Consider the following 13864-nt stretch of genomic DNA (forward strand, 5'->3'; position numbering starts at 1 on the left):
AGACCTTTTATTAAGAAGCCACGGGGACTGATACGCCCGCGGCCATGTAGGGGATCACTTTACGGATCACGGCTTCGATGTCGTTATGCTCACCAAATTCGGCCGCGGCAATATCATTGAGCGCATCGGCTGACGCCATAGTGAAAACAATCGTGCCTAGGGTAAAGTGTAAGCGCCAAAACATTTCAGCAGGAGGAATATGCGGTGCACTGGCCGAAACAGCTTTTACAAAGGTGTCTAAATGCTGCCCATAATGAGTGGTGATAAACCAACGCAGGTGCCCTTGGCTTTCAATGTAACCGCGACCCAGCAATTGTAGGAAAATTGTCGTGCCTTCGGTGCGCAGCTCGTTCAAATCCAATAATGGATCGACTAACGCAGAGAAAATCTCCTCTAACGAAGCCTGTGTTGGCGCGGTATGCAAACGCTTTATGGCCGTCGATGCGGCGGGCATAAACACGTCTAAATAGCGGGCTAACACGGCGCGGATTAACTCTTTTTTAGAGCCAAAGTGATAGTTCACCGAGGCTAAGTTAACCTCCGCCTTGCTCGTGATAAGTCGCAATGACGTCTCAGAAAACCCCCTTTCGGCAAATAGCTTCTCTGCGGCATCAAGTATTCTAGTTTTTGTATCGGATCGACTTGCCATTCCGTGACCTTGAATTAATTTAAAACACTCGTTTAAATTAAACATTGGTATGGGAGTTGTCAAACGAAAAATGGCCAAATAAGCTGCGCCCTGCTGACAAGGATTAACAGGCCACTCACATCCGTTGCAAAAAACCATGAAAAGTCATCAAGTCCTGTGCAAAAAACACTGTGCTTAGGTAGAATGCTTAACACAAAAACAACAAAGGACTGCAATACATGGCTATTCTATTGAATCGTCCCACCACGCTCGCACTCACCATAGCGCTAACCTTAGGCTTAACCGCCTGTAATGATGCACAAAGCAAGGCCGAAACTACTTCAGCGGCACCTGCTGCAACTAATGCCGCGCCCGATAAAGCACAGGCCATCGCCTTTATTCAAGATGCTGAAGCCCAGATGGCACAGCTCTCTATCGAAGCGAATCGCGCCGAATGGATTTACAGTAACTTCATCACCGAAGATACCGCTGCGCTATCGGCCGCAGTGGGTGAAAAAGTCAGTGCCGCTTCGGTCAAATTCGCTACCGAAGCTGCCAAGTACGCCAATGTGGAACTCGATCCTGCCAATGCGCGCAAACTGAATATTCTGCGCAGTGCACTCGTGTTACCTGCACCGCTTGATCCCGCAAAAAATGCTGAGCTGGCGCAAATCAGCTCCGAGCTCAATGGACTCTACGGTAAAGGCAAATACTGTTTCGCCGATGGCAAGTGTATGACCCAGCCAGAGCTGTCGAGCCTGATGGCGGAATCGCGAGACCCAGCCAAGCTGCTTGAGGCGTGGAAAGGCTGGCGTGAAATTGCAAAACCGATGCGCCCACTGTTTCAACGTGAAGTCGAACTCGCCAACGAAGGGGCAAAAGATCTAGGTTACGCTAATCTCTCTGAGTTATGGCGCAGCCAATACGATATGAAACCCGATGAATTTTCACAGGAATTAGACCGTTTATGGGGTCAAGTTAAGCCCCTCTACGAATCCCTGCATTGTTATGTTCGCGGCGAGCTGAATAACGAGTACGGTGACGTTATTGCACCAAAAACCGGTCCGATCCCCGCCCACTTATTAGGAAATATGTGGGCACAGCAATGGGGTAATGTGTACGATCTCGTAGCCCCAGACGATGCCGATCCTGGCTATGATGTGACGGAATTACTCGAACAGAAAGGTTATGATGAGCACAAGATGGTCAAACAAGCTGAAAGCTTTTTCACCTCGTTAGGCTTTGCGCCGCTGCCAGACAGTTTTTGGAGTCGCTCTTTATTCTTACAACCTAAGGATCGTGATGTCGTTTGTCATGCCTCGGCGTGGGATTTAGACAACCTTGACGATATTCGCATCAAGATGTGTATCCAAAAATCCGCTGAAGACTTTACCGTTATTCACCACGAACTTGGACACAACTTCTATCAACGAGCCTATAAACAGCAGCCTTTCCTGTTTAAAAACAGTGCCAATGATGGTTTCCATGAAGCCATTGGTGACACGATCGCGCTATCTATCACCCCAAGCTATCTAAAACAGATTGGTTTGCTCGAAGACGTGCCCGATGCTTCCAAGGATATTGGCTTATTGTTAAAGCAAGCTCTGGATAAAATCGCCTTCCTACCCTTTGGTTTGATGATTGACCAGTGGCGCTGGAAAGTCTTTAGCGGTGAAATTACTCCAGCGCAATATAACCAAGCTTGGTGGGAATTAAGGGAGAAATACCAAGGCGTTAAGGCGCCGACAGACCGCACTGAAGCCGATTTTGACCCAGGTGCCAAGTACCATGTGCCCGGTAACGTGCCTTATACCCGCTACTTCCTCGCGCATATTCTGCAGTTCCAGTTCCATAAGGCGCTGTGTGATACCGCCGGTGATAAAGGACCTGTGCACAGATGCAGTATTTATGGCAATCAAGCCGCTGGGGAAAAACTCAACAAAATGTTAGAGCTGGGTGCTAGCCAACCTTGGCCAGTTGCCTTAAAAGAAGTAACGGGTACCGAGGGAATGGATGCCAAAGCCGTGCTCGATTATTTTGCGCCGCTTAAAATCTGGCTCGATGAGCAAAACACGGCGGCAAATCGTCAATGTGGCTGGTAATTAAGCCTCAGGTGCCAGTCATATCCACGCTTTAAACTAAACCGATAAAAATGCCCAACGATGTTGGGCATTTTCTTTTTAAGCTTCGGCATTAATAACGAACGCGAATAACTATCAGAAAAATCAATGCGCTCACACTCCTATTAACGCCACCCCATCCCCTTACGGTTTGCCTCTTTATTCTCAATCTTAAGCTGTTCGGATTTAGTCAGCATCACATACAAGGCGCCCGTGCCGCCCTGCTCGGTTTTCGCCGAATGATAGGCCAGCACCATATCAAGCAGTGATAACCAATGGCAGACGGCAGATTTGAGCAGGCCAGCCACGGGTTTACTGTTATGCCCCTTGCCATGGATAAGCATGACGCAGCGTTCGCCATGGGCCTGCGCCGCTAGTAAATAATTGAGTAAGGCATCACGGGCCTGACTCAAACGATAGGCATGTACATCTAACTCCATCTTAATGCTGTATTGCCCCAGCCTTAGGCGCTTAAATACCGCTCCCTGCACCCCTTCGCGCTTAAAACTGGCAATATCATCGGGCGCAATAATCGGGATCAAGCTTAAATCCAAGGGCATACAAGCTAAATAAGCCTCGCGTTGCAGCGCTTCACGACGTTGAAGCTGCTCATCCGTTAATGCCTTAGGTTGTAGATCCACCGCCTTCACATCGCCCTTAAGTGGCACAACCCCCGCCATTTCCTCAAAAAACAGTGCCGATTCATCATCTAGCATGGCAAGCTCCTCCACTCTTAACGCTCAGTGTGCACTTTTAGAACAGAAACACACTTTGTAAACATTCAACCCTTTAGTTCAGCGGGCACCTCCATTATAGTGGCGCCATGAATGCTTGATTAGAATAATGTAATGAGATTTTTGCTGCTAGCCCTGATATGCCTATTGTCGCTTCCAAGCTTTGCTACTCCCACAAAAGCCAAAACTACCACGACAACCGATCAGCTGATCAATGCCAATTATCCGCTGTTCACTAAAGCATTTACCGAGCTTGACCCCGAAGTTACCGCAGAAATCTATTCGAAAGATGCAAGCTATCTCTCTGAAAGTCAAAGTAAAGAAATCTATTATGGCCGCGAGAGTATCGTTGCTATTTACCAGCGATTTTTCGATAAAATCCGCAATAAAAAGGCCCGAATCGATATCGATTTTCGGGTGCTTAACCGTAAGTTATCGGGCAACAGCGCGTTTGACACTGGCTATTATCTAGTGCGTTTTTACCCCGCTGAAGAGACCGGCGAACCTGTGAGTGAGTTTGCAGGCAAATTTGTGATTGGCACTCAAAAAGACTCTCAGCAGCGCTGGAACGTTACGCTGGATATGAACAACCGTGCCGAACCCAGTTTCTATTTGAATGCCAAACCTGTACCCAATCTTTACTATGGCCGCCAATTCCCACCGTTACCTGACAGCCAAAAGAAAAAATAGTAATCTATTATATTTTAAAGCGTTACCATTATGACACACGACAAAAACTGCCCTTGCGGCAGCCAAAAACCCTACCAAGACTGCTGCCAAACACTGCATCTAGGTCTCGATTCTGGTGCACAACTGGCGACGAGTTCTGAGCAATTAATGCGCTCTCGCTACTGTGCTTTTACGTTGAAAAATTTTGATTACATTATCAAAACGCACCATGCAGATTACCTCGATGGCTTAACCCTTGAACAGCTCCAACAAGGTCCACATCCCCAATGGTTAGGGCTCGATGTGTTATCCGCCGATGAAACCATTCACCCCGATGGCCGCAAGCACGGTACTGTAACCTTCAAAGCCTGGTATAAAATGAGTGGCGAGATTGATGCCATTTACGAGCGCTCGGAGTTTATCTTCGAGCAAGATCGTTGGTTTTACACTAAAGGCCATCAAATGCATGCCAAATTGCCGGGACGTAATGCTCCCTGCGTCTGCCACAGCGGTAAGAAGTTTAAGCAGTGCTGCATGAAGGGTTAACAAAAGATGGTTTGTAAAACAAAAGGCAATCGATTGATTGCCTTTTGTTTTTATATCGCCGACACCGCTAATCTGAATGATTAATGCGTCACTAGACTAGGTTCTTTCGCCGCCAATAAGAATTGTGCAAACTCGGGCTCTCGTAGTGCGGGACTGTATAAATAACCCTGCGCTTGATGGCAAAAACTCTTGGCCAAAAACGCTTCCTGCTCGGCAGTTTCAACCCCTTCTGCGGTCAAGGAAATGTTGAGCGCACTCGCCATCGCGATAATGGCCGAGACGATTTCTTGGCTTTCGCGGCTAATGGTGAGATCGGAGATAAAGGAGCGGTCAATTTTTAACTTACTGATCGGGAACTGTTTAAGATAACGCATCGAGCTGTAGCCCGTACCAAAATCATCAATGGCCAGCCCCACCCCCAGCTCCGCTAATTCCTGACATAAGAGCGTGGCATGGCGAATATCGCCCATCAATTCTGTCTCGGTGATCTCAAGGATCAGGGTTTTGGGTTTCAAACGATAACGCGTCAGCAGTTGCCAGACTTGCTCATACAGGTTCCCGCTAAAAAACTGCCGCGCCGATACGTTAACATGCATGCTCAAATCGGCATTATGGTGCTGCCAAATATTTAGTTGTCGGCACGCAGCCTCAAGCACCCAACTGCCAATGGCGTTGATCATCCCAGATTGCTCGGCAATATCGATAAACGCACCGGGATACAACACGCCTTTTTTCGGGTGATGCCAACGGATCAAAGCTTCGGCACCGATATAGGTTTGCTGCTCTAGATCCCGTAAGGGCTGATAATAAAGTTCAAATTGACGGCCGCGAATCGCGCTATGCAAATCACGCTCGATTTGCGCATCTTCCTTAAAGGCACTGAGCAAAGTGCTGTTAAACACTTGAATGGCCGTGCCCTTTTTCTTCTTCGCGTATTGCACCGCAATATCGGCGCAGGTCAGTGGCGCAAATAGATTCGCCACCGAGGCGATATCGACAACCGCCAGTGCGGGCTTAGGTTCGATTTGCTCACGACCGATTAAAATCGGCATGGCTAAATGCTGATATAGACGGGTACTGAAATAATCCAGATCGTAAACCGCGTTATCATCGGTGAGCAACACGGCAAATTCGTCACTGCCGACACGGGCGATTTCAGTCGCCTTATTGATTTCCGAAAAATGTTTTAAGCGCCGGCCAATTTCGATCAGCAAGCTGTCGCCATTTTCATGGCCATAGGTATCGTTAAATCGTTTAAAGGCGACTAAATCGACCAGAAGCAACAATCCATTGGTGGTTTTCTCTAATACCCGATTAAAGTGGCTGCGATTATTCAGCCCAGTGAGGCTGCAACGCCAAGCTAAACGCTCCAGCTCCGCCTTATAATTGTGTTCATCCGTGCTTTCTTCGCCCGACACTAAGGCGTAATGATTGCCGCGATCGGTAATAAATTCACTGACCACATACTTGAGCCAGTATCGACTGCCATCGGCTCGATTAAATTGTACCTCGCCCTTGGCTTGCTCGCCCCTGAAGATCTGCGCGAGAGTTTGCTCAGCTAATTGATTGTGCTGCTTAAAAAAACTTAACTCACGTAAATTGGCGCCAATGCTTTTTTCACGCGCTAAGCCAGTGATCTCTTCATGGGCTTGGTTCACGTATTCGACTTTTTCAGTGTGCAGGTTAATCAGCATGCTCATCTGGCGTGACTGCTCGGTGGCACAGCGAAATAGACTTAGGCGTTCTTCTTTATCATAGGTATGTTTAGTGGCCAGCGTTAAGGCCAGTTGATCGGCCATTTGGCAAGCAAGATGGATTTCGCTGTCGTGCCAATGATGAGTGACTTGCGCTCGCTCAAGGCAAAGCACGCCTTCGAGATGACCATTAATGCGAATGCCAATCTCAAGGCTAGATAAAATTTGCCGAGGGATAAAGTAGTTATCGACTAACTCAGTCAAGCGTGGATCGATAAGGGTATTACCCGCATCGATATGGCGATGATTTTTGAGTTCATTTAAATAACGAGGCAGCGACTGCAACTGCGAGGGGCGGTAAGTGTCTTGTAGAGCCATTGCGCCAAATTGCGCGACGAGGGATTGGCTAGATTGATCGGCAGAAAAAATCCAAACCGACACCAGAGAAACGGCTAAATTCTCACAGAGTAGCTCTGTTGCTAGCTCTGCGGTTTTCGTAAAGTCGCCCTGCTGCTTAGCCGTAGAATGAACTAAAGACTCTAATAAGTGCTGATGTTGACGTCGCTTCACTCTAATCCCTACAAAACATCGTGTTGGGTAACACAGATACTACAGCGAGTAGCACTACTCATTTCAGCGTGCTAATTGCGCCAATCCTGAATATTTTTGTCGATGCAGATTACACATTGGCATTTCAAACAGCAACATCGAGCACAATTTATTACAAATGAATCAACATTTACCGCAGGGTTTTATGCTTACAGCCCGTTCTCTAATTGGAAAATCATCTTCTCGACACTCACATCGAAGACCAGCTTGAGGGTAACGCCCGCGTCATTCTTGACAATGTTTCCTTGGGTTTGGCTAAAGCGTGCTTGAGCCCGTTCCAGCATCTTGCTGGCTTCGACCTCAGCCTGAGCACCCGCAAAGGATAACTCCAGCATTGTATCCTGCTCATCAATCACAGCGCCAATATCCACAAAACTGCCACAATCGGTGCAAGTGTCGTTTACGGTAGCCGCTTGTCCTGCAATGATACCTTTCATCTGTTTTTCCTCATTAATCGCTATACAGCTGCATTTAAGGGTGATGCATCAACTTAAAGCTGCATCATTAACGCCTTATTATAGATAACTGTGATGTCAGAGACTCAGCTTTAGCTCACGCTTATTATTGTGTATCGACACAGTTGATGGCTATTTGGTCAACAGGTCCCTTAAAGCCTAGATGTACTTTTAAAGACTGAATCTTCCTCAACAGCCCGAAAGCGACTTGGAGGTAAGACGACATATTGGCTAGGCGCTGGCTAATAACGGCACCAAGTTACGTTGAATCGCCAGTTGATCGGCAAAATGCATGATGTCCATTTTAGGGGATGGCAATTGCCCACGTTGGCGCAGGCGTGTGGTGAGATCGCAATTACTTAAGGCTTCAGCCATGGCGATAGGCTCGCCACCGCGGATCACTAAGGCTTCAGGGCGCAATGCCTGCTGCAGTTGAAACGCCCTCGCCCCTTGCTCGGCAAAAACAGCACTATTGTCGGTAACATTGTTATCCGTCGATAAATCCGCCACAAGCGCTTGTTTTGGGGGTAACTCAAACTGACGTTGCAATTTTTCTGCATTATCGAGCTCTTTTTGCCATTGAAACTGCGCCATGTCCCTCGCGTCTGCCGACAATAGCGATAACAACAGGGCGAACTCTCCTCGCCTGTTGTGTTCGATTGCCGCATTTAAGCGGGAGCCAATTTGGGCTTCGTTGATTAAAGGAACATCGATTTGCATAAAAAAACATCATTAAAACAACTCGTTGTTAGTTAATCGACCAGTTGAACCAGAACTTTAGGAAAATTTTCATATTTAGACTTTACATGCCAAACGTTTCTGACTACTATGGCGGCCGCAATTGAGGAGGGGTTCCCGAGTGGCCAAAGGGATCAGACTGTAAATCTGACGGCTCCGCCTTCGAAGGTTCGAATCCTTCTCCCTCCACCATTTGCACTAACAATTAGCGATGCTATAAAAGATACTCGTGGAGGGGTTCCCGAGTGGCCAAAGGGATCAGACTGTAAATCTGACGGCTCCGCCTTCGAAGGTTCGAATCCTTCTCCCTCCACCACTTTTATCTTGTATGGTTAGACAATCGTTAGTCTGCTGCAAACTTGCTTTACCCTTAAATCCGGCCAAGATTTAAGATAACTTTTAAATTCGTCTTAATGAGTCAGAGTTAAAAGTTGAAGAAAATATGTGGAGGGGTTCCCGAGTGGCCAAAGGGATCAGACTGTAAATCTGACGGCTCCGCCTTCGAAGGTTCGAATCCTTCTCCCTCCACCACTTCTTTCTTATCTCACACTTTATCTCGCGTTATTCCCCAATTTTTCTTACTCGTACTCCCGCTATTCAAGCTTATTCTATCGCTTAACCCTATTGCTTTTCATCCATGGATTTTGCTGATAAAAAACGCCCCATTCGGAGCGTTAAAACTATTTCTGAGCATTAAAAAATACTGCAGTTCTATGTGGCCATTAATCGATATTCAGGTATTTGTGGGTTTGAATCGATAAACGCCAATTACGGGCAATACACACCTTCATCGCTAATTCCGTCGCCCTTGGTTTTTGGCTGATGGGTTGCAGACAAATAGTTTTCGCTGACACATCAATCCCTTTGAGTAACTCATCGAGTTCGACGATATGATTTTCGGTTGCTATTGGGTGCTTTATCTCGTTGGCGCGGGTCAAGGCCTGCGCTAACACCTTATAACCCCCTTTCATATTGATCTTTGGCGAGACAGTCACCCAGGTATCAGCATCGCACTTCACATCAAAGGTGCCACTGGTCTCGATTTGAGTGGCAAAGCCGGCAGCATGAAGCGTGTGGGTTAATTCATGCAGATCGTACATGCAAGGCTCACCGCCAGTGATCACCACATGGCGCGCCGTATATCCCTTAGCGTTGAACGCCTCGATAAGACTCTGCGCCGTATGGTTAGCCCAGCGCCCCACAGAACCATCGACGGTGATCACTTGTTCGGGTAACACCTTGTTTTCCTCAAGCAGATCCCAAGTCTGTTTGGTATCACACCAAGCACATCCCACAGGGCAGCCCTGTAATCGCACAAAAATGGCGGGGACTCCGGTAAAGACACCTTCACCTTGAATGGTTTCAAAGACTTCGTTGACTGGGTAATTCATGCTTGCGTTCCGTTTTTCTGGGGCGGCATTTATAGAGGATTTTAGCTGCAGCTGCAAGTTTTTACCGCCTCAGACAGAGTGATCCCAAGAGCGATATTCCCGTCGCCACGCGCCAGCAAAGAGTTTGCAAGCCCTAGCGCCTGAGTTACACTTACACCCTATTTTATGTGTCAATTTAAGTGGATCCTATGTCAGCAGCGTCAGTTTCAAAGGTGGTAGTGGTTTTCAGTGGCGGACAAGACTCAACGACTTGTCTTATTCAAGCCTTAACTCAGTTTGATGAAGTCCACGGGATCACCTTCGATTATGGTCAGCGTCACCGTGAAGAAATTGAAGTTGCTAAATCCCTTGCCAAGCGCTTAAAGATCACTAGCCATAAGGTGATGGATGTGAGCTTACTCAATGAGTTAGCGATTTCTGCCCTCACCCGCGATGCGATCCCCGTATCCCACGAATTAATGGAAAATGGCTTACCCAATACCTTTGTACCTGGCCGTAATATCCTGTTTTTGACTTTGGCGGGGATCTACGCCTATCAATTAGGAGCCGAGGCGATTATTACCGGTGTCTGCGAAACCGATTTTTCGGGTTATCCCGACTGTCGCCACGACTTTGTGCGCGCGATGGAATCGGCACTGGTGCAAGGCATGGACAAAAAGCTTGAGATCATCACCCCATTAATGTGGCTCAACAAGGCCCAAACCTGGGCGCTGGCCGATAAATACCAGCAGCTCGATTTAGTTCGCCACCATACCCTGACCTGTTATAACGGCATTGTCGGTGATGGTTGCGGTGACTGCCCAGCCTGCCATCTTCGCAAACGGGGCTTAGAGGATTACCTGCAAAATAAAGCAGAGGTAATGGCCTCGCTCGACAAGGCAACTGAAACGGGTAAACCGCAAGCGTGAGACTGGTGACGTTAAAAAAACTCGGCCCCTATTGGTTGGCGCTTATTGTCAGCCTGCTCTGCGCGCTCTTGTATGTTGTGGGACTTTTTACCCCGAGCATAGATAACCTGCTCGCCTATCGCCGCAGCGCCATCAGTGACGGCCAGTGGTGGCGCCTGATCACAGGCAATCTGCTGCATACCAATCATTGGCACCTGCTGATGAACCTCGCGGGATTATGGGTAGTGTTGTTTTTGCATCACTTTCATTACCAGCTCAAGGGCTTAACCGCGCTGTTTATCCTACTTTGTCTATTTGAAGGCATTGGCCTGTATCTGGGCTATCCGCAGCTATTAGGTTATGTGGGGCTGAGTGGCATGTTACACGGCCTATTCACCTTTGGTGCGGTGCAAGATATTCGCCGTCATCTGCGCTCGGGTTATTTGCTGCTGCTCGGCGTGATAGTTAAAGTCGGCCATGAACAGTTCTATGGCGCCAGTGATGATGTGACCGCCATGATTGGTGCACGCGTTGCCACCGAGGCGCATTTAGTCGGCCTGATCTGTGGCTTAGTCTGCGCACTTATGGTGTTTGTGTACCAACGAACTAGGGCGTGTTGACGTTTCAGGGTTATTTTTGCAGCAGTTTGGCTGGCTTTTATGCAAGGCAAAGTCCGTGCAGTGTAGTTATTCTACATAAACGGACGATAACGCGGCAGAAACGCCAGCCAAATGCTGCCCGAAGGGTTCGCCTGGCAAGCCCTTGCTCTTTGTCACTCGTCATTTGAGTAGAATAACTACACATCATTCCTCGTTTCGCGAGCACGTGCTTGCCAGAACGAACAAAATCTAATCTCGAAACGTCAACACGCCCTAGATTAGCCAAGGAAACGTCGCGCTAATACCTACTATTTTGATTAATTCATACAATAAAAAGCCGCCTCACATTGTTATGTTGGCGGCTTTTTATTAGGTAGTGAACCTTGGTATCTGCTTGATTAACATCGCAGTCCTACGTCTAACTAGCTAAGGTACAGATTTTGTTAGGCGGTGATCAGCAACTCCCGTAAACGTTTCACCTCATCACGCAGGGCCGCCGCCTGTTCAAACTCCAAGTTACGCGCATGCTCATGCATTTGCTTCTCGAGCTTGTCGATATCATGGCTCAGCTGCGCCGCATCGGCTTGATAACGTTTAGCTTTGGGTTCAGCCACTTTACCCAGTGACGCTTGGCGATAACCTTTTTCAGTGTCTCTGCCATCGTCCACATCCATCACGTCGGTAATACGCTTGACCACGCCTTTTGGCACTATGCCATGCTCAAGGTTGTAGGCATGCTGCTTCTCACGACGACGCTCGGTTTCACCCATCGCCTTGGCCATCGACTGAGTGATCCTATCCGCATAGAGGATAACCTTGCCATTGACGTTACGCGCGGCGCGACCAATGGTCTGAATAAGCGAACGCTCCGAACGTAAAAAGCCTTCCTTATCCGCATCCAGAATACAGACCAAGGAAACTTCGGGCATGTCTAAGCCTTCACGCAGCAAGTTGATGCCGACCAACACATCAAACTTACCGAGGCGCAGATCGCGAATGATCTCCACCCGCTCTACTGTATCGATGTCCGAGTGCAAGTAGCGGACTTTGACGCCGTGTTCATCGAGGTATTCGGTCAAATCCTCCGACATGCGCTTGGTTAGAGTGGTAACAAGCACCCGCTCATTGACGGCGACGCGCTTGGCCACCTCGGAGAGCAGATCGTCCACTTGAATGCTGACCGGGCGCACTTCCAACTCGGGATCGAGCAAACCCGTTGGCCGAACCACTTGCTCAACAATCTCGCCGCCACTCTTATCTAGTTCGTAAGGGTTTGGTGTTGCCGACACATAAATGGTCTGGGGCATCAGTTGCTCAAACTCTTCAAACTTCAGCGGCCGGTTATCGAGCGCCGAAGGTAAACGGAAACCATATTCCACAAGCGTGGTTTTACGGGAGCGGTCCCCCTTATACATGGCGCCAATTTGCGGCACAGTGACGTGGGACTCGTCGATAATCAGCAAACCATCGGCGGGTAAATAATCGAGCAAGGTTGGCGGTCCTTCACCCGGTGCACGACCCGACAAGTAGCGTGAGTAGTTCTCAATACCAGAGCAATAACCCAGCTCGACCATCATCTCGATATCGTATTGCACCCGCTCGTGGATCCGCTGCGCTTCAATCAACTTATTGTTGTCGAGCAGATACTGCTTGCGCTCGCGCAGCTCTTCTTTAATTGACTCGGTCGCTTCGAGGATTTTCTCCCGCGGCGTCACATAGTGGGTTTTCGGATACACAGTGGTGCGCGCAATGCGCTTAACTATCTGCCCCGTTAACGGGTCAAACTCGCTTAAACGTTCAATTTCATCGTCAAACAGCTCTACCCGAATACCGTAGCGATCCGAGTCAGCGGGGAAAATATCGATGACTTCTCCACGGGCGCGGAAGGTACCGCGCTGCAACTCGAGATCGTTGCGAGTATATTGCAGTTCACTCAAGCGCTTAAGAATATCCCGCTGCCCCATGGTATCGCCCTGGCGTAGGTGCAAGAGCATCTTCATGTAGGAATCGGGATCGCCAAGACCGTAAATTGCCGATACAGAGGCAATCAAGACCACATCCTTGCGCTCCAGCAGTGCTTTAGTTGCCGAGAGACGCATTTGCTCGATATGAGCGTTGACCGATGCATCCTTTTCAATAAAGGTGTTCGATGCGGGTACGTAGGCTTCTGGCTGGTAATAGTCGTAATAGGAAACGAAGTATTCCACCGCATTATTGGGGAAAAACTCTTTCATCTCGCCATAAAGCTGCGCCGCCAGTGTCTTGTTTGGCGCCATAATAATCGTCGGGCGCCCAAGCTGGGCAATCACATTGGCGATGGTGAACGTCTTGCCCGAGCCCGTCACCCCTAAAAGGGTTTGACAAGCTAGGCCAGATTCGAGGCCATCGACCAACTTGGCGATGGCCGTGGGCTGATCCCCTGCGGGGGCGAATTGGGATTCAAGCTGAAAAACAGATTCTGACACGCGAACATATCCTTGTGGTTAGTCGACTCATTCTAATCAAGTCGTCCATTAAGCTCCAGCAGTTATCCTTCTTAAACCATGCGCACAGATTTGCATTAACTCAAGTGGATGACAGTTTGATGGACAGAAAGTGAAACTTTTTGACCACGAGCTTTTAATGCTCAAATTGGCGATAAAACGCCCTAAAACTCAGGAGAAATGCCAAATTAATACACAAGAGTTGACTTTCACTTGCTTACAAAATTGCAACCTAAATCGAGTCCAAAAAAGATAAGGCTTGCAATTATTATCTATTTGAAAAATATGGCTTAATATTTTTATCGCCAAAA

General features: G+C 48.3%; 12 protein-coding genes and 3 tRNA genes. 8 read left to right on the forward strand and 7 right to left on the reverse strand.

Annotated elements, in window-relative coordinates:
* Positions 1 to 10 precede the first annotated feature (10 nt).
* The gene (locus K0H59_RS11260; protein ID WP_011622813.1) at positions 11 to 649 is read right to left on the reverse strand and encodes a TetR/AcrR family transcriptional regulator; all 639 of its coding nucleotides are present in this window, start codon (positions 647 to 649) and stop codon (positions 11 to 13) included.
* Positions 650 to 867: 218 nt separating this feature from the next.
* On the opposite strand from K0H59_RS11260, the gene K0H59_RS11265 reads away from it, so the two are divergent.
* Positions 868 to 2730: a M2 family metallopeptidase gene (locus tag K0H59_RS11265; protein WP_088212339.1), complete on the forward strand. Its 1863-nt coding sequence runs from the start codon at positions 868 to 870 to the stop codon at positions 2728 to 2730.
* 143 nt (positions 2731 to 2873) lie between these two features.
* Here K0H59_RS11265 and smrA read toward each other — a convergent pair whose 3' ends face one another.
* Complete coding sequence (gene smrA, locus K0H59_RS11270) at positions 2874 to 3464, reverse strand: DNA endonuclease SmrA (protein ID WP_220053173.1); 591 nt, start codon at positions 3462 to 3464, stop codon at positions 2874 to 2876.
* Between the two features lie 132 nt (positions 3465 to 3596).
* On the opposite strand from smrA, the gene K0H59_RS11275 reads away from it, so the two are divergent.
* Together K0H59_RS11275 and K0H59_RS11280 are read left to right on the forward strand one after the other, a co-directional pair.
* On the forward strand, positions 3597 to 4172 hold the full coding sequence (locus K0H59_RS11275) for a DUF4440 domain-containing protein (protein ID WP_220053174.1): 576 nt from the start codon (positions 3597 to 3599) through the stop codon (positions 4170 to 4172).
* Positions 4173 to 4202: 30 nt separating this feature from the next.
* Entirely contained in the window at positions 4203 to 4697 is a 495-nt protein-coding gene (locus tag K0H59_RS11280) for a YchJ family protein (RefSeq protein ID WP_220053175.1), read from the forward strand.
* 80 nt (positions 4698 to 4777) lie between these two features.
* Here the strand turns inward: K0H59_RS11280 and K0H59_RS11285 are convergent, their stop codons facing one another.
* The 3 genes from K0H59_RS11285 to K0H59_RS11295 all read right to left on the reverse strand — a co-directional run bounded on the left by K0H59_RS11285 (position 4778) and on the right by K0H59_RS11295 (position 8175).
* Positions 4778 to 6961, reverse strand: coding sequence for a bifunctional diguanylate cyclase/phosphodiesterase (locus K0H59_RS11285; protein ID WP_220053176.1), 2184 nt, complete (start codon positions 6959 to 6961; stop codon positions 4778 to 4780).
* A 188-nt stretch (positions 6962 to 7149) separates the two neighbouring features.
* A complete protein-coding gene (locus K0H59_RS11290) occupies positions 7150 to 7437 on the reverse strand; it encodes a DUF406 family protein (protein ID WP_011717114.1) in 288 nt (95 codons plus the stop codon).
* Positions 7438 to 7686: 249 nt separating this feature from the next.
* Positions 7687 to 8175, reverse strand: coding sequence for a VC2046/SO_2500 family protein (locus tag K0H59_RS11295; RefSeq protein ID WP_088212335.1), 489 nt, complete (start codon positions 8173 to 8175; stop codon positions 7687 to 7689).
* A 125-nt stretch (positions 8176 to 8300) separates the two neighbouring features.
* Here K0H59_RS11295 and K0H59_RS11300 point away from each other — a divergent pair.
* The 3 genes from K0H59_RS11300 to K0H59_RS11310 all read left to right on the forward strand — a co-directional run bounded on the left by K0H59_RS11300 (position 8301) and on the right by K0H59_RS11310 (position 8724).
* Positions 8301 to 8385 (forward strand) — tRNA-Tyr (locus tag K0H59_RS11300).
* A gap of 39 nt (positions 8386 to 8424) precedes the next feature.
* Positions 8425 to 8509, forward strand: a tRNA-Tyr gene (locus K0H59_RS11305).
* 130 nt (positions 8510 to 8639) lie between these two features.
* Positions 8640 to 8724, forward strand: a tRNA-Tyr gene (locus K0H59_RS11310).
* A gap of 191 nt (positions 8725 to 8915) precedes the next feature.
* Here the strand turns inward: K0H59_RS11310 and queE are convergent.
* Entirely contained in the window at positions 8916 to 9584 is a 669-nt protein-coding gene (gene queE, locus K0H59_RS11315; RefSeq protein ID WP_220053177.1) for a 7-carboxy-7-deazaguanine synthase QueE, read from the reverse strand.
* Positions 9585 to 9772: 188 nt separating this feature from the next.
* Between queE and queC the strand changes: the two genes are divergently transcribed.
* Positions 9773 to 10492, forward strand: a complete 720-nt coding sequence (gene queC, locus K0H59_RS11320; RefSeq protein WP_023267229.1) for a 7-cyano-7-deazaguanine synthase QueC — start codon at positions 9773 to 9775, stop codon at positions 10490 to 10492.
* Positions 10489 to 11091: a rhombosortase gene (gene rrtA / locus K0H59_RS11325; RefSeq protein ID WP_220053178.1), complete on the forward strand. Its 603-nt coding sequence runs from the start codon at positions 10489 to 10491 to the stop codon at positions 11089 to 11091. The genes queC and rrtA overlap by 4 nt, the downstream gene beginning before the upstream one ends.
* A gap of 422 nt (positions 11092 to 11513) precedes the next feature.
* Here rrtA and uvrB read toward each other — a convergent pair whose 3' ends face one another.
* The gene (uvrB, locus tag K0H59_RS11330; protein WP_088212331.1) at positions 11514 to 13535 is read right to left on the reverse strand and encodes an excinuclease ABC subunit UvrB; all 2022 of its coding nucleotides are present in this window, start codon (positions 13533 to 13535) and stop codon (positions 11514 to 11516) included.
* Between the last annotated feature and the right edge of the window lie 329 nt (positions 13536 to 13864).

Source organism: Shewanella sp. FJAT-51649, from assembly GCF_019457435.1.
Classification (GTDB): domain Bacteria; phylum Pseudomonadota; class Gammaproteobacteria; order Enterobacterales; family Shewanellaceae; genus Shewanella; species Shewanella mangrovisoli.

Excerpts from the sequence above, each read along its gene's own strand:
- K0H59_RS11260 (WP_011622813.1), bottom strand. The coding sequence starts at position 649 with ATGGCAAGTCGATCCGATACAAAAACTAGAATACTTGATGCCGCAGAG.
- K0H59_RS11265 (WP_088212339.1), top strand. The coding sequence starts at position 868 with ATGGCTATTCTATTGAATCGTCCCACCACGCTCGCACTCACCATAGCG.
- smrA (WP_220053173.1), bottom strand. The coding sequence starts at position 3,464 with ATGCTAGATGATGAATCGGCACTGTTTTTTGAGGAAATGGCGGGGGTT.
- K0H59_RS11275 (WP_220053174.1), top strand. The coding sequence starts at position 3,597 with ATGAGATTTTTGCTGCTAGCCCTGATATGCCTATTGTCGCTTCCAAGC.
- K0H59_RS11280 (WP_220053175.1), top strand. The coding sequence starts at position 4,203 with ATGACACACGACAAAAACTGCCCTTGCGGCAGCCAAAAACCCTACCAA.
- K0H59_RS11290 (WP_011717114.1), bottom strand. The coding sequence starts at position 7,437 with ATGAAAGGTATCATTGCAGGACAAGCGGCTACCGTAAACGACACTTGC.
- K0H59_RS11295 (WP_088212335.1), bottom strand. The coding sequence starts at position 8,175 with ATGCAAATCGATGTTCCTTTAATCAACGAAGCCCAAATTGGCTCCCGC.
- queE (WP_220053177.1), bottom strand. The coding sequence starts at position 9,584 with ATGAATTACCCAGTCAACGAAGTCTTTGAAACCATTCAAGGTGAAGGT.
- queC (WP_023267229.1), top strand. The coding sequence starts at position 9,773 with ATGTCAGCAGCGTCAGTTTCAAAGGTGGTAGTGGTTTTCAGTGGCGGA.